General features: G+C 60.3%; 19 protein-coding genes. 6 read left to right on the top strand and 13 right to left on the bottom strand.

Features of this window, described 5'->3' with window-relative positions; all coding sequences use genetic code 11:
- Positions 1 to 2: 2 nt before the first annotated feature.
- From GBCGDNIH1_RS19855 to GBCGDNIH1_RS19835, 5 genes are all read left to right on the top strand, one after another.
- Entirely contained in the window at positions 3 to 1,139 is a 1,137-nt protein-coding gene (locus tag GBCGDNIH1_RS19855; protein WP_072563937.1) for a glycosyltransferase, read from the top strand.
- On the top strand, positions 1,094 to 2,635 hold the full coding sequence (locus GBCGDNIH1_RS19850; RefSeq protein WP_043452863.1) for an ArnT family glycosyltransferase: 1,542 nt from the start codon (positions 1,094 to 1,096) through the stop codon (positions 2,633 to 2,635). Before GBCGDNIH1_RS19855 ends, GBCGDNIH1_RS19850 begins: the two co-directional genes overlap by 46 nt.
- Positions 2,636 to 2,719: 84 nt before the next feature.
- Positions 2,720 to 3,181 carry a DUF2147 domain-containing protein gene (locus tag GBCGDNIH1_RS19845; protein WP_050748438.1) on the top strand — a complete coding sequence of 154 codons (462 nt, stop codon included), beginning with the start codon at positions 2,720 to 2,722 and terminating at the stop codon, positions 3,179 to 3,181.
- Between the two features lie 101 nt (positions 3,182 to 3,282).
- The gene (locus GBCGDNIH1_RS19840; RefSeq protein WP_011632163.1) at positions 3,283 to 4,179 is read left to right on the top strand and encodes a DnaJ C-terminal domain-containing protein; all 897 of its coding nucleotides are present in this window, start codon (positions 3,283 to 3,285) and stop codon (positions 4,177 to 4,179) included.
- A gap of 116 nt (positions 4,180 to 4,295) precedes the next feature.
- The gene (locus tag GBCGDNIH1_RS19835; RefSeq protein ID WP_157692008.1) at positions 4,296 to 5,567 is read left to right on the top strand and encodes a YbfB/YjiJ family MFS transporter; all 1,272 of its coding nucleotides are present in this window, start codon (positions 4,296 to 4,298) and stop codon (positions 5,565 to 5,567) included.
- On the opposite strand, the gene GBCGDNIH1_RS19830 is transcribed toward GBCGDNIH1_RS19835, so the two are convergent.
- From GBCGDNIH1_RS19830 to GBCGDNIH1_RS19815, 4 genes are all read right to left on the bottom strand, one after another.
- Positions 5,504 to 5,872: a DUF3325 domain-containing protein gene (locus GBCGDNIH1_RS19830; RefSeq protein ID WP_025318843.1), complete on the bottom strand. Its 369-nt coding sequence runs from the start codon at positions 5,870 to 5,872 to the stop codon at positions 5,504 to 5,506. The two genes, GBCGDNIH1_RS19835 and GBCGDNIH1_RS19830, sit on opposite strands and share 64 nt — an antisense overlap.
- A 7-nt stretch (positions 5,873 to 5,879) precedes the next feature.
- Complete coding sequence (locus GBCGDNIH1_RS19825; protein ID WP_011632161.1) at positions 5,880 to 7,520, bottom strand: PepSY-associated TM helix domain-containing protein; 1,641 nt, start codon at positions 7,518 to 7,520, stop codon at positions 5,880 to 5,882.
- Complete coding sequence (locus tag GBCGDNIH1_RS19820; protein WP_011632160.1) at positions 7,517 to 7,843, bottom strand: DUF3649 domain-containing protein; 327 nt, start codon at positions 7,841 to 7,843, stop codon at positions 7,517 to 7,519. The genes GBCGDNIH1_RS19825 and GBCGDNIH1_RS19820 overlap by 4 nt, the downstream gene beginning before the upstream one ends.
- A gap of 99 nt (positions 7,844 to 7,942) precedes the next feature.
- Positions 7,943 to 8,560 (bottom strand): TetR/AcrR family transcriptional regulator, encoded by a 618-nt coding sequence (locus GBCGDNIH1_RS19815; protein ID WP_011632159.1) that lies wholly within the window; start codon positions 8,558 to 8,560, stop codon positions 7,943 to 7,945.
- Between the two features lie 188 nt (positions 8,561 to 8,748).
- Here GBCGDNIH1_RS19815 and GBCGDNIH1_RS19810 point away from each other — a divergent pair, with 188 nt between their 5' ends.
- Entirely contained in the window at positions 8,749 to 10,314 is a 1,566-nt protein-coding gene (locus GBCGDNIH1_RS19810; protein WP_011632158.1) for an efflux transporter outer membrane subunit, read from the top strand.
- Positions 10,315 to 10,327: 13 nt separating this feature from the next.
- Here the strand turns inward: GBCGDNIH1_RS19810 and GBCGDNIH1_RS19805 are convergent, their stop codons facing one another.
- The 9 genes from GBCGDNIH1_RS19805 to secF all read right to left on the bottom strand — a co-directional run bounded on the left by GBCGDNIH1_RS19805 (position 10,328) and on the right by secF (position 17,405).
- Complete coding sequence (locus tag GBCGDNIH1_RS19805; RefSeq protein ID WP_011632157.1) at positions 10,328 to 10,894, bottom strand: PqiC family protein; 567 nt, start codon at positions 10,892 to 10,894, stop codon at positions 10,328 to 10,330.
- The gene (locus tag GBCGDNIH1_RS19800; protein ID WP_011632156.1) at positions 10,891 to 11,862 is read right to left on the bottom strand and encodes an MlaD family protein; all 972 of its coding nucleotides are present in this window, start codon (positions 11,860 to 11,862) and stop codon (positions 10,891 to 10,893) included. Before GBCGDNIH1_RS19800 ends, GBCGDNIH1_RS19805 begins: the two co-directional genes overlap by 4 nt.
- A 4-nt stretch (positions 11,863 to 11,866) precedes the next feature.
- Positions 11,867 to 12,607: an ABC transporter ATP-binding protein gene (locus tag GBCGDNIH1_RS19795; protein ID WP_011632155.1), complete on the bottom strand. Its 741-nt coding sequence runs from the start codon at positions 12,605 to 12,607 to the stop codon at positions 11,867 to 11,869.
- A 43-nt stretch (positions 12,608 to 12,650) separates the two neighbouring features.
- Positions 12,651 to 13,793: an ABC transporter permease gene (locus GBCGDNIH1_RS19790; protein ID WP_043452860.1), complete on the bottom strand. Its 1,143-nt coding sequence runs from the start codon at positions 13,791 to 13,793 to the stop codon at positions 12,651 to 12,653.
- Positions 13,794 to 13,896: 103 nt separating this feature from the next.
- Positions 13,897 to 14,265 carry a hypothetical protein gene (locus tag GBCGDNIH1_RS19785; protein ID WP_125911012.1) on the bottom strand — a complete coding sequence of 123 codons (369 nt, stop codon included), beginning with the start codon at positions 14,263 to 14,265 and terminating at the stop codon, positions 13,897 to 13,899.
- Between the two features lie 130 nt (positions 14,266 to 14,395).
- Positions 14,396 to 15,142, bottom strand: coding sequence for a glycosyltransferase family 2 protein (locus tag GBCGDNIH1_RS19780; RefSeq protein ID WP_011632152.1), 747 nt, complete (start codon positions 15,140 to 15,142; stop codon positions 14,396 to 14,398).
- Positions 15,139 to 15,969, bottom strand: coding sequence for a penicillin-insensitive murein endopeptidase (locus GBCGDNIH1_RS19775; protein ID WP_011632151.1), 831 nt, complete (start codon positions 15,967 to 15,969; stop codon positions 15,139 to 15,141). Before GBCGDNIH1_RS19775 ends, GBCGDNIH1_RS19780 begins: the two co-directional genes overlap by 4 nt.
- Positions 15,969 to 16,406 (bottom strand): GtrA family protein, encoded by a 438-nt coding sequence (locus GBCGDNIH1_RS19770; protein WP_043452858.1) that lies wholly within the window; start codon positions 16,404 to 16,406, stop codon positions 15,969 to 15,971. Before GBCGDNIH1_RS19770 ends, GBCGDNIH1_RS19775 begins: the two co-directional genes overlap by 1 nt.
- Before the next feature lie 18 nt (positions 16,407 to 16,424).
- On the bottom strand, positions 16,425 to 17,405 hold the full coding sequence (secF, locus tag GBCGDNIH1_RS19765; protein WP_011632149.1) for a protein translocase subunit SecF: 981 nt from the start codon (positions 17,403 to 17,405) through the stop codon (positions 16,425 to 16,427).
- Positions 17,406 to 17,412 lie beyond the last annotated feature (7 nt).

The raw sequence follows: 17,412 nt of genomic DNA, 5'->3' as shown, positions 1-17,412 counted from the left end.
GTATGGTCGAACCTGTTTCCTCACGGACAAATGCCTGTTCCGGTCCAGTCAGACGAGATGGCGTTGAACTGACAGTCGTCGTTCCCTGCTATAACGAGCGGGCGAACGTCGCTCCGATGGTCGCAAAGCTGGATCAGGCCCTGAAGGATTGTCGGTGGGAGGTTCTGTTCGTCGATGATAACAGCCCTGATGGTACGGCAGATGCGGCCCGTGATCTGGCGAGGCATGACTACCGTGTGCGCTGTATCAAGCGGGTCGGTCGCCGGGGGCTGTCCTCAGCGGTGATTGAGGGCGCATTGGCGTGCTCTTCCCCGTTTGTGGCTGTGATAGATGGTGATCTGCAACATGACGAAACGGCCCTTCGTCCGATGCTGGACCTGCTGAGGAGTGGTGCCTGCGATGTAGCGGTCGGTAGCCGCCATGTTGAAGGGGGCGATGCATCCGGCTTGGCAGGAGAATGGCGGCATCGTCTGTCACAGGGGGGGACACGGCTGGCGCAGGCGATGCTGCCGGTTCCGCTCTCTGATCCAATGAGCGGTTTTTTTATGATGCGGCAAGACCGGTTTGAGGCTCTGGCCCCGCGTCTGACCGGGCAGGGTTTCAAAATTCTGCTCGATCTGCTGCTGGCTTCACCAGAGCCTCTGCGCGTAAGGGAGGTGCCGTGCCGTTTCCGGGACCGTGTGGCAGGCGAGAGCAAGTTGAATGCGCTGGTTCTGATCCAGTTCATGGCCTTGCTGGTCGACAAGGCTTTGCACGGGTTGGTTCCGCTGCGTTTTCTTTCCTTTGCGGGGGTGGGAGCCATTGGCCTTGTGGTGCATCTGGCGGTGCTGATAACCGTCAGGCCGTTCATGCATTTTCATCTGGCCCAGCTTCTGGCCACGGTTGTCGCCATGGCAATGAATTTCGAGCTGAATAATCGCATTACTTATGCGGATCAGCGCTTGAGGGGCAGGCGTCTATGGGTTGGCCGCCTTATGTTTTTCCTGGTGTGCGGGTTGGGGGCGGCAGCTAATATCGGCATTGCCCAGATGATCTATGAAATGGATCGCGCCTGGAGCTTCGCCGGTGCGACAGGGGCCATGATCGGGCTGGTGTGGAATTATACCGTCTCCGCCACCCTGATCTGGCGTGCGCGCTGATGGAGAAGGCGAGGCGGCCGGCAGGAGTGCCATGGATCGCCGCTCTGACGGTCCTAACCCTGGTGAGATTGGCGGTAGCGGCATGGATGCCGTTATCGCCGGATGAGGCCTATTACTGGATATGGTCGCGTGCTTTGGATCTGTCCTATCTGGACCATCCACCGATGGTGGCGTGGTGGATAAGGATTGGCACTACTCTGGTGCCTGACGGGGCCGCATGGCTTCCGCTGGGTGTCAGACTACTGGGGCCAGTATCGGCGGCGCTCGGGTCCATATTACTGGTCAAGGCCGGGACAGACCTGTTTGCCTCCCGCACGGCCGGGCTGAAAGCGGCGCTGCTGCTGAATGCCACGCTGTTTCTGGGGGCAGGTTCGGTGATCATGACACCGGATACCCCACTGCTGTTTTTCTGCGTACTGCTGCTGTTTGCTCTCGGACGCATCGTGGCTTCTGCACGAGATGGGGTGGGGCAGGGAGGATGGTGGCTGCTGGCAGGACTGGCTGCCGGGTGCGGATTACTGAGCAAATATACGGCGGCCCTGCCGATCATGGGGATGGGGCTGTGGCTGCTGGATCAGAAAGCGTCGTTCCGTTGGGTCAGACGTTGGCAACCATGGGCCGGCCTGATGGTGGCGGCGGTCTTGTTCTCCCCGGTGATCCTGTGGAATATGCAGCATGGCTGGGCCAGTTTTATCAAGCAGGGTGGCCGTAACGGAGCCTTTCACTGGACTTTCCGCTATCTGGGTGAGTTGCTTGGCGGGCAGGCAGGGCTGGCAACGCCGGGTGTTTTTCTGCTTTGTGCGGCTGGGGCCGGTCAGGCTTTTCGCATCTGGTTGCGGCAGAGGAGGCAGGTTGAGCCTGCTGAACTGGCGACCGCCGCGTTGCTGGCGGCCCTGACTCTGCCGGGAATCATTTTTCTGGAACATGCGCTGGGTGACAGGGTGCAGGCCAACTGGCCCGCCCTGCTTTATCCTGCTGCCTGTCTGGCGGCGGCTGGATTGCTGCCGGGCTGGCGGTGGTTCCGGGTTGCGAGTGTGCTGGGGCTGGGGATCACCGCACTTGTCTATATGCAGGCGACCCTGATGCCTCTGCCCTTGCCGCCGAAACTGGACCCGGCAGCTTCTCGCATGGGGGGATGGCAAGCCATGGCGCAGAAGGCGGCAGAACTCGCCAGGGCAAACGGCATGAAAGCCGTCGTGGCCGATAATTACGATCTTGCCTCTGAATTGGCTGTTTATTTACCGGTTGATGTTCAGGCATGGGGTATGGAACCTCGCTGGCGCCTGTTCCGTCTACCTTGCGTCAAAGCGGATGGCGCATCGGTCCTGCTGATTGAAACAGCAAAGCGGAAGGAACCTCCCGATCCGCTGGATTGGGCTGACCTTCAGAGTCTGGGGGATGTGCTAAGACAGCACGATGGGCGGGTGATCGAGATTTATCATCTCTACCGGGCCCGACCACTGGGGGCAGCCACCCTGTTGCCACGCCAGCCCTGAACATCGCAACAAAAGGGTATGATCCGCATGCTATCAGCATCTTGTCTCAATCACATGCGATGTCGGTTGTTGCAGGGCGCTTTAATGGCTGCGCTCATTCTGATGCCATGCCGGGGATGGAGCGCGGAGCCTGATCCGTTACTGGGTCCATGGCTTACACAGGATCGGGAAGCGGTGATCGAACTGGTGCAGTGCAAGCCCCGCAGCGATAGGTCGGGTCAATTGGGGCTATGTGGTCGTATCAAGGGTATCACCCTTGATCATCCGGATGATCCGATGCCGGTGGATGTCTGGGGGCGCCCACAATGTGGGGAGACCATCATCGAAACTGGTCCCCGCGATGCAGACGGACATTGGCCGGGCAGGATTCTCGATCCCCGCAAGGGCAGCTGGTACAGCGTATCCCTGTGGATCGGGCCGGATGGAAATTTGCGGGTGCGTGGCTATATCGGCATATCGCTGTTCGGAGAGACACAGAGCTGGACCCGCTATCATGGCCGTTTGCGCACGGATTGCCTGATGCAACGCATGGCCAAAGCGGATTAGGTCTGCGAGGACTGGGAGAGGAAACGTATCGTGACCCTCTCGTCAAAACTCATCACGATACCGATATCAGAACCCGGTCAAGGGTTGAGGGAGCAGACTGCGTGGCTGATCCATACGAGACGCTGGGTGTCAGGAAAGACGCATCCGCGAAGGACATTCGGGATGCATATCGTCGGCTTGCCAAGAAATACCATCCGGATGTGAATCCGGGCGATACAGTGGCTGAGACGAAGTTCAAGGATATTTCTGCGGCCCATGCCCTGCTGTCGGATACGGACAAGCGCGCCCGCTATGATCGCGGTGAGATTGATGCCACCGGACAGGAGCGTGGGCCAGCCTATGGATACTCCCGTACTGCTCAGGGCCAGCAGGGCAATCCGTTCGAGGGACAGGATTTTGCCGATCTTTTCGGCGATCTCTTCAATGGTGGCCGTCCGCGTGGCCCGGCAAAAGGCCAATCCACCCGTTACCAGATGACGATCAGCTTTCTGGAGGCGGTCAATGGCGTGCCTAAAAAGCGCATCACGATGCCCGATGGCAAGGCGATTGATCTTCAGATTCCTCCCGGCGCGGAAAGCGGTCAGGTGCTGCGTCTGCGTGGACAGGGGGCGCCAGGCCATGCGGGTGGTCCGGCAGGTGACGTGCTGATCGCGTTATCTGTTGCACCGCATCCCATCTATCGAAGGGAGGAGCAGACCATCCATCTGGATGTGCCGATCACCTACGCAGAAGCCGTACTGGGCGCGAAAATCGAGGTTCCTACACCGCGTGGGGCGGTAACAGTGACGGTTCCGCCACACAGCGATAGCGGAACCAAACTCCGCTTGCGGGGACGCGGCGTTCCGGCCCATGGCGGCAAGGCGGCCGGGGATGCGATCGTCACACTGCGTCTGGTTCTCGGCACGGTCGATCCGGCGCTGGAGGCGTTCCTGCGTGATCATCAGCCGGAACAATCGGAAGCCAATCCGCGGCAGTCCCTGTTGCATGATGCTGCCTGAGGCTTTGTCTGCACCATCAACGAGGCTGCGTTGCATCACTGTCGCGACGAGAAGGCTTTTGTCCCGGCTGTGATGGGCTTAGTTTCATAAGCAAGCTTATGAAAGCGGAGCAGGCAATGACTTCTTCCCGCGTGACCATTGCTGCTGCCCAGGGCAAGGCCATCATGACGGCATTGGCCGGTATGCTGGGTTTTATCCTGATCATGGGGTTCGGTCGGTTCGCGTATACCGCTATCCTGCCCCTGATGATCCGGGAGGGGAGCGTCACGGTCCATGGCGGCTCATTGCTGGCGACGGTTAATCTCGCCGGCTATCTGGTGGGTGCGCTCAGCGGTATGGCAGCGGGGGAACGTAGCCGTCCCATGCTGCTATGGGGGATGGTCCTGACCGCGCTGGGTCTGATCGGTATGGGGATGACCGGATATCATCCGGCGTGGCAGGGGCTGCGTTTCCTGTCCGGTGTCGCCAGCGCATGGGGGCTGGTTGGTATCACGCATTGGAGCATGCGGCGTCTCGTAGCGTCCGGTCATGGCCACTGGCGCGGCATTGTTTTCAGCGGTCCCGGCTTCGGCATCATGATCACGGGCCTTTTGGTGCCCATGATGGCCGGGCATGGAATGAGGGTTGCCGGGATATGGCTCTGGCTGGGAATACTGGCTGCTTTCGGCGGTGCGCTGGTGCTGGCTGCGTCATGGCGGGAGAATATGCCCGTTCATCCCCCCATTGTTATGCCGCTCCATATTTTCACGCCCGCCAGTGGTCCGCAATTCCGGCTTCCGAAGGCGATGCTGGCGGTTGCCTATGGAATTTCAGGGGCCTGTTATATCGTGCCGGCGACCTTTCTGCCGCTGATCGCGCGGGAGGTTCTGCCGGGCGGTGGGCTGGATCAGTTTCTCTGGCCTGTCATGGGGTTGATGGCCGGCTTGTCCACCATCCTGTGCGGATTTGTGCCGCCCCGGCATCATGCGCGTACGCTGGTGTTGGTCTATCTGTGTGAGGCAGTCGGGATCGTGATCCCGGTTTTCCTGCCTTCTCTGGCCGGGCTGGCATTGAGCAGCGTGCTGGTCGGATCAACCATGATGCTGGGCGTGATGCTGAGCATGGATGCAGCCAAAAACCGCTATCATGATCCCTCTCTGGTGGCGATGCTCACGGCTGGATATGCGGCTGGGCAGGTGGTCGGCCCGTATATGGCAGGGACGCTTTATCAGTACACGCATTCGTTTCTGCCCTCTCTGGCTGTGGCGGGGGCATGGCTTGCGCTTTCGGCTCTGCTTTCGGTGCTGGAGCCGATGATCTGGGGAAAACGTCGTCTGGCGATGGATCAGGACAGCAGGGACACTGCACAGAGCAACGCGGCCAGCAAGGAAGCCATACCAGCGGCCTGACGGGTTGCCACGGGACGATAGGCCAAAACCAATGCCAGCGTGATGGCAGCCATTGTCAGCACGCCAAACCATGCGACCGGCCCCGCGGCCCAGCCAAACCCGATGGCGCAGAGTATCAAGGCCACCACCAGCCCGATCCATCCGGCGAGTCTGCCAATCTGGTCATGCCAGTCCGGCTTTTCCTTTTTTTTCAAAGGGATCGAGGGTGCCATTTGCCGCTTATGCCGCTCCATGCTCCATGCGATGGCGGTAAAAGCAGCGAAAGCGATCAGAAAAGCGGCCAGCAGAGCAAGGGGAGGCATCATGGGTTCTTCAGGCTCCTGCCGTGACCGCCGAACGACCGGAACGAGTGGTTTTCGGACGATGCACCGCGATTTTCCAGACGGCCCAGCCCGCGGCCAGCCCGAGCATGAAACCGGTCAGATCAACGCCTGCCCGCGCCCAGTCCCGTTCCGCACCGTGATCGAGCAGTGTGTGTGTCAGGCCGGTTTGTGTCGTGGCCATGTTCAGAAAGGGCAGCAGCAGCAACAGCGCGGCCAGCAGGGAAAGCTGTTCCAGCCAGGCCCGGCGAGGCGAACGGAACAGCGGATGCAACAGCGTCAGCAGCCAACTCCCGAAGAAGATTTTGATTTCCGCCTGATCATGTCCCGGCAGATCGGGTGGCAGCAGCCGGTTGGCCCATAAATAGGCCACGCAGGCGATGCTGATCCCGGCGATGAAGGTGACGTTCAATTTTTCGGCGGCCAGAAAAAGCGCATGGGCCACAGGATCGGTCTCATGCCGCTGCCGCCGCTTGATCGTGAACAGCACCAGCCCGCTGGCGATCATCCCGCAACTGGCCAGCCCGCTGAGAAAATACAGCCAGTGAACCGGCCGGCCTCCGAACTGGGCGTAATGCAACCCCCAGAGAGTATGGGCCGTGGTGGAGACCCCACCTTGCATGATCGCTTCATGCAGCATGTCTCCGGTGGTGCCGTCATAGGCGATGTGATCACGGCTCCATGCGACACGGTCACCGTCATAGCGATAGATTTCAACCGTCTGCGCCCGGTCTCCCGGATTGAGGATTGCGATATAACCGGCGCTGCCCGGCCCCATACGGGCTTCCGCCTTGCGGACAAAAATATCGAGCGGCAGCAATGGAGCGGTCATTCCGGTTTCCGGACGGGCATAGGGGGCAATCCCTGCTTCCTCGGCAAAGCGCGTCATCTGACCGGGATAGCGGGCCATGATCCCGCTGGGCATCAGCTGGGTGAACAGGATGAACAGCCCGGTATAGGCGAACATGGTGTGGAAAGGCAGTGCCAGCACGGCTCCGGCGGCATGGGCATCCAGCCATGAACGCTGCGGGGAGGAAGCGGGGCGGAAGGTGAAAAGATCCTTCAGCAACCGCTTGAAGTGAATGATCACGCCGCTGACAATGGCGGCGAGCATGGCCATCGCGGCGGCCCCCACGAACCATTCTCCGGTCCGGTCGGCAAACAGGGTGAAATGGAAAAGGAAGAAGAATGCTCCCCCCTGACTTTGTCGGATGTGAAGCGGTGCACCCGTGACCTGATCAATCAGCGTGCCCTCGCGACGAGGACCGGATGCTGCCACCCGCAGTTCCGGCACGCGTCTTGTGGGAAGAGTGATCAGCCAGCGGCGGACTCCATGCCGATTGGTCCCGGTGCGTGGCTTTGCTGGATCGGCGGTGGTTGTCGGCGCGTGGCCAGTGACCTCCCGCATGGCCTGATTAAGCAGCCCCTGCGTCTGTAGATAGAGGGAGGCGGCTTTGGCTGCCGTTTCCGTATCCATGGCGATGGGTGGAAGCTCAGGCCGCATCCACTGGCTGATTTCCTTGTCGAAAATCGTCAGCGTGCCGCACAGAAACACCGCGAACAGCAGCCAGCCGAACACCAGCCCGCTCCAGCTATGCAGCCAGGTCATGGACTGCACGAACCCCTTTTTCATCGGTGTTTTCCTTTCGTGCCGCCGTCAGAATGCAGGGTGAGAGGAGTCGCGGGATGTGTTGCGGACCAGTAACCAAGCGCGGCGCAGGGCAGTGTTACCAGCACCAGGCCCGCCCAGGCGCGGCTGGCGCTGCGCGTGGCGAAAACCCAGATGATCACCCCCGCGAAAACCGGAAAAGACAGCATGGCCGCAATAATGACGGCTTCGGCACGAGGCAGGGGCAGCAGCACGGCCAGGGCGGCATTGATGGCGAGGGTCGCACAATATCCGCCGATCATGGCCGCCATGATGCGGGAGAAAACTCCCCATCTGCGTCCCTGCATATTATCAACCTTCCCTGTCTGGCCGTATAATGGCGGCCTGAGGTCAGTCGCTTAGTAAAGTTGCGAATATTTCGCAACATCTAATGACATGAAGGTCTGTCAGGTGTGGGGGGCATAGCGATCAAGGAACATACGCACGGTTTCCCGGACGACATAGTCCCGGAATGCCGGATCAACGTCGTGATCCAGACACAGACGCCGCCGCAGCCCGGTGCGGGTTTGAACAAGGGCCAGGAACTGTTCGGCGGCGAATTGCGGATCTTCCACCGTTAGGCGGCCATCAGCGGCGGCCCCTGTCAACCATAGTGTCAGGCGCCTGATCGCCTCGGCGGGGCCTGCCTGATAGAAGGTCTGCGCGACATGGGGAAATTTCGCCGCCTCGGCCATGACCACCCGGTAAATCACTATGCAGGCCGGGTCTGTCATCATGGTCAGCATGCGATCCGCGACCGAAAGAAGAACCTCCTCCGGTGCGCCATCTTCCTTCACGTTGGAGAAAACATGGCTGAGAGAGGTGGAGCAGGCATCCTGCACATAGACGGAAAAAAGATCCGCCTTGTTCTGGAAATGATTATAGAGCGTGCCCTTGGAGACAGCGGCCTCATGCGCAATGCGCGACATGCTGGCGCCTTCATAGCCTTCTTCTGCAAAGACCTTTGCCGCGCCGGCCAGGATCTGGCTGCGTTTCTCCGTCGACAGACACTCCATAACACTCATGATAGCAAGTCACGCCTCCACACAGGGTCATGATGGGCAGCAGGGACGCTGGCCGTGCAATTGACGATTTGCCCGTCCTGATTAATTTGTCAAAAGAAAATGACCGAACCGGTCGGTCAATCTGGTGGTGTGGTCGCGATCCAGAAAGATGATTCGGCTTCCGGTGGCCTGCCTGATAAGGATTTTTCATGCCGTTTTGGTTGCGGAAGACAGCACGCCGGATCTCGTTCTCCGGTTCCACGCTGATTGTGCTGGCTCTGGCCGGCTGCAAGATAGGCCCGACCTTTGTGCCGCCCCGGCAGGATGAAGCAGCAAAACCATGGGCGCCGCGTGCCGGGCATTTTGAGGCACAGCCCATCGCCAGCCATGTCGTCCCTGAACCGACGGAAGCCAGTTGGTGGAGCAGTTTCACCGATCCCGTGCTGACCTCGCTGGAGCAGCGGGTGGCCGCCAATAATCTGGATGTGCAAACCGCCACTGTGCGTCTGGCTGAAAGCCGGGCGCAGCTGGGTGGTACCCGTGCGGCCCTGTTTCCATCCCTGAACGGGGCCGCGTCCTATCAACGACTCAAGCCTGTCAGTGATCGCTCTTTGCAGGTAGGGCTGGGAAAGGCGGGATTGAACGGGTTGCTGGCGGAATCCGGGCAGAAGATTGAAGTCCCCCCGATCGACTATTTCCGCTATGGTATTGATGCCAGTTGGGAAATTGATCTCTGGGGCCGTGTGCGGCGGCATATCGAGGCCGGGGAAGCGCAGATTCAGCAGAATCAGGAAGCGCGGCGTGCCACTCTGGTCAGCGCCATGGCGGAGGTCGCGCTGGATTACATGCGTTTGCGCAATGTGCAGGCGGATATCGACATCGTGCGCCGCAATGCCGAGGTGGCACGGCAAAACCTGAATCTGGCCCGGCAGCGGCAGACGGGTGGCTTGGGGTCTGATCTGGATGTGCAAAATGCCCGCGCCCAGCTGGCTCTGACGGAATCGGCGTTGCCGGCACTGGAAACACAGCAGACCGCCCTGATCAATGCGTTGAGCCTGCTGCTCGGGCAGGCTCCTCAGGCTTTGTCGGGGGAGCTGATCGTGCCGCGTCCCGTGCCCCCAGTGCCACCGCGCGTCCCGGTCGGGTTACCCTCAGATTTGGTCCGCCGCCGCCCTGATGTTCGGCAGGCCGAGGCGACCCTGCACGAAGCCACCGCCAATATCGGTGTGGCGGAGGCCAGTTTCCTGCCACGTGTGATCATCAATGCCAATCTGATGATGAGCGCGCTGACCTTTGCTGATATGGGCAACTGGGGATCGAACACATATGGGATCGGTCCGATGATCACACTGCCGATTTTTGAGGGTGGGCGTCTCAAGGCCAATCTGGATATGGCGACCCAGCAGCAGAAAGAGGCTGCCATTGCCTATCGCAAGACAGTGTTGCAAGCGTTTCACGATGTCAGCAATGCCATGGCTGCCTATGAAGACGAGCAGCGCCGCAACGAAGCCCTGCGTCAGAGCGTGGATGCTGACCGCCGTGCTGTCGGCTTGGCACAGAATGCGTATCGCAACGGGCTGGTCACGTTTCTGGATGTGCTGAATGCCGAGCGTCAGTTGCTGGCGGCGGAGCGTGATCTGGCCGATAGCGATGCCGCGATTTCCACCAATCTTGTGCAGCTTTACAAGGCGCTTGGCGGTGGATGGGAAAATGATGCACCTGTCTCCCTCCCGATACCGGTTGGCAACGCATCTTCACCCGTAAAGGCGCAATAAACGGGTTTTTGCCTTACTTGGCTGGCCGGACGATCCGGTCAGCCAGTTGCAGCAGCATGCTGCGCATCATGCGGGCAATATCATCATCGGTTTTGACGGGTCCGGAGGCGGTGATCACCGTCCTGTCCCGTTCCGGTGGGTGTTTGCTGCCGATCCGGGTGATGGTCCAGCCGGCTTCCAGCAGGGCCTGACCATCCTCGCCGACATCGAAGCGTGTCACAACGATCTGGATGCGGCTATCCGGTGACTGGCTCTGTGGTCCCTGTACGATCTGGGCATCCGGCCAGCGGGCTGCCAGACAGTCACCGATGGCGGCTGTGATACCCAGCGATAATCTGGTCGCCCAGCGGCCATTGCTGCTGCGATGCAGTTCCTGACCATGGCGCAGGATAATGTCCTGTGTGTCGAGATAATCGGGCACTTGCACCCGTGACAGACCGATGATCTGTCTGGCAGGGATGGATTCAGGCGCCGGAGCGCGGGATTCCTGCGCACTCAGCGTATAGACGCGCAAGGCTGGAGCAGCACAACCCGCGAATAGCAGCAGGGCGGAGAGAGCGAGAGCTGAAGGATGTCTCATTGTTTCCGTCCGGTCAGCAGGAGTTGCGGATTGCGCTCCACATCGCTGGCAAAGCCGCGCAGGGCGGCGGCGGCGGCGGCAATGTCACGGAGTGCATCATCCAGATTGACGCGGCTTTCCGATCCTGTTGCTGTCATGGAGCGCAGATTATCGAGCGTGGAGGTCGCACGCTGGGCAGTGCGGGCAATGTTCAGTAAGGCGACATGCGCATCGGCGCTGCGGGCATCGAGTTGTCTGTTGCCGTTCACCAGCAGCGCGTTCAGATTGGTAATTGTTGTGGACAGGTTTTTCTGAAGATCAACCATCGTCTCTGCAACGACGTCCAATGTCTTTTGGGAGTGCTCGGAGGAAGTGCGAATGCTGGCCAGCAACGGTGGCAGATCATCATCCAGACGTTGCGACAGGATGCGGATATTGTCCATCACAGCGCTGGCACTTCCTGCAAGTTCCTTAAGCGGCAGATCAGCCAGCACATCCTTCATCTTCTGAATAGCCGAGGGTTTGACAGGAATTTCCGTCAGGCTTGTGAGACGCGGATGCAGCGGCGCGGGAGAAGCCGGATCGAAATCCAGGTTGACGTTGGATTGGCCGGTCACAAAACTCTGCATGTTCAACTGCGCGCGCAGACCATGGGCGATCAGTCGTTTCAGATCGAGCGTGCTGTTGTTCTCATGCTGGCTTTCCACCACCGTCACCTGATCGGGATCAAGGTCGATCACCACAGGAATATAGGCGGCCTGATCTTCCTGATCGAAATTGATGGCAATGCTTTCCACGGCGCCGACCCGCACACCGCGAAACGTCACCGGCGCACCGACGGCAAGACCGCTGATTGATCCCTGAAACACTACGGCGGCGCGGATACTCTGTGAGAAGAAACGGAAATGTCCGAATGTCATCAGCGCGGCGGCACCGAGGATAAATCCGCCTATGACGAAAGCACCAACGGCGGTTTGACGATTGACCATGCGGTCAGTTCTCCGTGTTCAGGGCATCGCGGTTCATGAAGGCACGCACTTGTGGATCGTCGCAATGATCCCGCAGGTCGCGTGGCGCACCATGGGCGATCGTGGTCCTGGTATGCGCATCCAGAAACACACCGTCATCGGCGATGGCGAAAAGGCTCGGCAGTTCATGGCTGACGATGACGATGGTGGCCCCCAGACCATCCCGCAGCGTCATGATCAGATCATCCAGCCTGGCGGACGTGATCGGATCCAGCCCGGCGGATGGCTCATCGAAGAACAGGATGTCGGGATCAAGCGCCAGAGCACGCGCCAGCCCTGCACGCTTGCGCATCCCGCCGCTCAGTTCAGACGGCATCAGATCGATCGCGTGGGACATTCCGACCAGACCAAGCTTCAATTCCACCAGCGAACGGATTTGGCGGGGCGCCAGTTTCGTAAACATCTCCAGCGGCAAGGCGATATTTTCGCCGACGGTCATGGAACTCCATAGCGCCGCGCTCTGGAACAGCACACCGAAACGGCGGCCGGTCGCGGTGCGGTCGGCATCGCTGCCGCCCCAGTAATCATTCCCTTCCACATAGACCCGGCCCGCTTTGGGGCGCAGCAAGCCGACCATGCTTTTCAGCACGGTGCTCTTGCCGCAACCGGAGCCACCCATTACGGCGAAGATCGACCCTTTGCGCACATCGAAAGACAAATTGCGCTGAATGATCTTCGGGCCGAATCCCAGCGTGACGTCTCGCATGCCGAGCAGCGCGTTGTCGGGATGATCGCCTGGTTGCAAAAGCTTAAATCCCGATGATGGTGGCAAGGACAGCGAACATGGAATCCAGCGCGATGACGCCGACGATTCCGCTGACCACGGCGCGGGTTGCGGCCACACCGACATCGGCGGCGCTGCGTCCGGCCTTGAGACCGATCCGGCAGCTGACCAGCCCGATCAGCATGGCAAAGGTGATGGTTTTGACAAAGCCGAATACGAACTGGTCGATATGGACTGAGCCGAACAAATGATTCCAGAAACCGGCCATGGTCACATCCAGCATCCCCTGTGAGACGATATAGCCTCCGACAAGGCTGATCAGGCAGGCATACAGATAGAGAATGGGCATGGTCAGTACCAGCGCCGCGATGGAGGGCAGTAGCAAATAGCGTGAGACCGGAATCCCGAACACGCGCAGCGCGTCGATTTCCTCATTTCCGGTCATGGTGGCAATGCGCGCAGCATAGGCTCCGCCGGTACGTCCCGCCATGATGATGGCTGTCATCACCGCCGACATTTCGCGGACCGAGGCCAGCCCTACCAGATTGGCGACGTAAATATCTGCGGCGAATTTGCGCAATTGCACCGCGCCGACAAAAGCGAGGATGGACCCCATCAGAAAATTCACGATGCCCACGATCAGCAAAGCGGAAGGCCCGGCATCGCTGATATCACGCAGCAGATCGCGCCAGCGCATGCCATGTCCGCCAAACAGGGTGGCCCCTGCACCGCGCAGGGTTTCCACGCCCAGCTCCGTCACGGTGCCGCATTCCGTGAGCATGGACAGGGTCGAGGCACCGATGGCCTGAACCGGCGCAAAATGCTTTGCCGGAGCGGGGGCAGATGGGTGTGGATGCTCCGGCAGCAAGGCGAGCAGACCTCTGGCAGAGTGCGGCAATGTGCTGTTATCCAGCGTGATTCCGCTGGTGTTGCATCGCTGCTCCAGCGACCAAAGAAAGGAGATCAGCGCGGAATCCCAGCGCTGCAATGCGGAAACGTCGATCAGCAATCGTTCCGTGCCAACTGGAAAGGCATTGATCGGTCGGGTGTTCAGCCCACCCGATGCGACAGTCCATTCACCCGACAGGCTGAGTGTTGCCACCATGCCCTCACTGGCCATGGTCCATGCAGGCGACAGGATGGAGGCACTGGTCTGGTCGATTCCCATAATGGTTAGGGGAGATGATCCGCAGCCATGATGCAAGAGCGCCGTCAGTGAGACGGCTCACTAACGGCGCTACAAAAACGGCTTCGTGATCAGAACGGGCGCTTTATTCCTGGAGCATCCAGCCGCTGCGCATCATGCAAGCCCGGATGACCGCGTTGCGCCCGTCTTCATTCGCATCACGGGTACCCCAGATCGGCGGCTCATAAACCTGCTTCTGCTTGCAGTCATTGCCCCCGCTGCTGGTTTTTTTGCACTCGATTCCAGCACTGGTATAAGATCCATTGGTCAGCTGGTAAGGCACCGCATTGGCGGGCATATGCGTATAGCCCTCGGCTTTACACTGGGCCATGGTGTACTGGTATTCCTGCTGGCTTGCACCGGGCTTGATCCAGTGATCGGCGCAGCCAGCCAGCGCACCGCCCATCAAAAGGCTTCCAGCGATAAGACGGAGGCAGCCAGAAGAATGGCTCATGATGATCAGATCCATCGTTGAAAATGCAACGGACTGCTCATCGCATGAAATAGTAAGCAAACGAAATGAATTAGCAGCAACACCTGTGTTATCTGACCGTATGACATGCGGGTGGCGTGCTGTCGGATTCTCAGACTTCCCGACTGTCCTGCGGCAATCTTATCCGGTTGCGCAGCCACATCACACCCAGCGTATCCCTGATCCCGACCATCAGGCGGCCGAAATTGGTGTATTTTGACTGTCCGGCCAATCTCGCCCGATCATGGATGGTTTGCAGCACGATGGTATGGCCATAGCTGCGGAACAGGGCGGGCATGAAGCGGTGCATGCCCTCGAAAGCGGGCATGCGGAGGAAGTCCTCCCGGCTGAACGCTTTCACGCCGCACCCTGTGTCGGGGCAGTCATCCCGCAGCAGTCGGGCGCGGATGCCGTTGGCAAGCCGGGAGGCATGACGGCGGGATTGCGTATCGATGCGGTTCCGGCGAATTCCCGCCACCAGAGGCGCTTTTCCTGTCGGGGAGCGATTGCCCTCACTCCGCAGGGCGGCGACCATGGCGGGTACGTCGCGCGGGTCGTTCTGCCCGTCCGCATCCATGGTGACGATCCATGTTCCCCGGGCTGCTTCCACACCGGTGAACAGGGCGGCGGTTTTGCCGCAACGCTTCGGATGACGGATCACGCGCAGGGCCGGATGTCTTGTACGCAGCATGGACAGGCGTATCGGCGTCTGATCGGTGCTGCCATCATCCACCACCACGACCTCGAAGGGGATGAACCCGTCCAGCGTGTCGATCAACTCGTCACAGACCCGGTCGATGGTGGCTTCCTCGTTCAGCGCGGCAATGACGATCGAGACCAGCGGCGGCGACAAACTCATGGCCTGGTCTCCGGAGCAGACAGGGTATCTCCAGCCAGAATGGGCCGGCAGGCGGCAGGGGGAGCCTCTGGAGGCCGGGGAGGTGCTGCCGGTGGAGCAGGGTGGGGCTGGAACCACCATGCCAGCGTGGTATCGCATCCATCCCCCGTGGGCGGCGGTGGAGCCTGCACACAGAGCGTCTGACCAGCCGGGCATCTGAAGCGTACATGCATATGGGCTTTGTGACCCCACCACGGACGGATCAGATGCAGCCAACTCCGGTCTCCACTGACCTGTTCGCATAAAGCGCGCTTGATCACCGGATTGACCAGCACCCGATCCACATTCGGGAGAGTTGCAGCCATATGCAGCAGCGTCACTGTATCCTGCGTCCAGGCCGGGCTGAGGCTGTTGCCATCGGCTGAGACCATGGAGGGCGGTTCCAGAACGTTACGTTCATCCGGCGTCAATGCCGGGCGCGGGGTGAGGTCGAGGTACAGATCGACATCCAGCCCGTTCTGGTGGCTGCCATGGCCGCCGGGCAGCCTGCCGCCATGTGGCGCGGACATATCGCCGACATACAAATCCGGCAGCCCTTGTGCATGCAGGCGCGTGGCCAGTGTTTTAACCCCGTTGATCGTTACCGGGGCAGACCAGAAGGAACTGCGGTCCCGGCGGATGGTCTGCCAGCCCGGTCCTTCATCGGGCAGACGTTGTGCCCCGGCGATGCAACCATTGCCGGCAGGGCCGATAATCTGCACCGGCTGAGCCAGAACGGGCGCGGACAGGACCATGCCGGAGCATGACAGCAGCATCACGATGCCCACCAGCAGCTTGCTTTCCTGCATCAGCGGAACACCACGCGACGGGAGAGTTCATAATTCACACCCAGCCCCATGATCGCACCGGCAGCCAGCGGAACCACCGGATGGGCGGCACAAAACGGCACAATGGTGATCAGCAGCATATAGGTACCGCGATTAAGCACCGCCCCTACCAGATTAGCGGCCAGAAATTTGGCCCATTGTTTTCCGGCATGGGCATGCTTGCCATCCGTCGCGGCATGGTTGCGGAAGGTCCATATCCGGTTGACCAGCCAGTTGGCGCTGGCCGCCACGCAATAAGCGAGGATTCCGGCCCAATATAGCCCAAGCCAGTAACGGGAGGCATAGACGGTCGCGGTATCGACCATAAACCCCATCACGCCCACCATGCCGAAACGCAGGAACTGCATTCTGGCCGGGGTCAGCAATGCGGCAATCGGGCCGGGCAGGGGGAGCCTCATGGAACCGGACAAAGCCCGTCAGCCTTTGGCTGTTTTTTGAGCGCCCGAGGGAGCGCCCGAGGGAGCACCCGGGGGAGCAACGGTATCACGCCGCAGGCGGTGCTCACCCAGCAGTAACAGGATCGGTGCCGCGATGAAGATCGAGGAAGAGGTGCCAACCACGATCCCGAACAGCATCGTCCACGCAAAGCCGGAAAGGGATTCTCCGCCAAACAGCGCCAGCGGCAAGCTGGCCAGAAACACCGTCATGGAGGTGCCGAGGGTGCGGTTAAGCGTCTCGTTGATCGAGAGGTCGATCAGTTCCCGCAAGGGCATGGTGCGATATTTGCGGAGGTTTTCACGCACGCGGTCATACACCACCACCTTGTCATTGGTGGAGTAGCCGATGATGGTCAGGATTGCGGCGATGATGACGAAGTTGAACTCGATCCGGGTCAGCGCCAGAAACCCGACCGCCTTGGTTACATCCAGCACCAGCGTGACCACTGCGCCGACCGCGAATTCCCATTCGAAACGGACCCAGATATAGCCGAGGATCATCAGCAGGCTGACGCCCAGCGCCAGCATACCATCACGGAACAGCTCCCGCGAGACACTGGCCCCCACGACATCCACCCGCATCACCTTGGTGCCGGGCAGCGCCTTGGCGAGGCTTTCGCGCACCGTGTTGGCAGCCTGCTGGGTGGCGGCTTCGTTCGGCTGGGAGTCGAGGCGGATCAGCACATCATCCTCGGCGCCGAAACGCTGCACCCCGGCGGCTTCCAGATGGGCGGCGCTGAGGGTAGCGCGGATTTTGTCGAAATCGGCTGGTCCCTGGGTGCGGGCCTCGATCACGATGCCGCCGCGGAAGTCGATGCCCTCGTTCAGCCCGGGATGAAAGAACAGAACAATGGAGATCAGGGACAGCACGGCAGAGGTCGCCAGACCGGCAAAGCGGCCCTTCATGAAGCGGATGCGGGTGCCATCCGGCACCATGCGCAGCATCGGACGTATGAACATCTCTCTG

The organism is Granulibacter bethesdensis CGDNIH1, from assembly GCF_000014285.2.
Taxonomy (GTDB): Bacteria; Pseudomonadota; Alphaproteobacteria; order Acetobacterales; family Acetobacteraceae; genus Granulibacter; species Granulibacter bethesdensis.
Note: the sequence above shows the minus strand (reverse complement) of the source record. Positions and strands in the feature narration are given on the sequence as shown.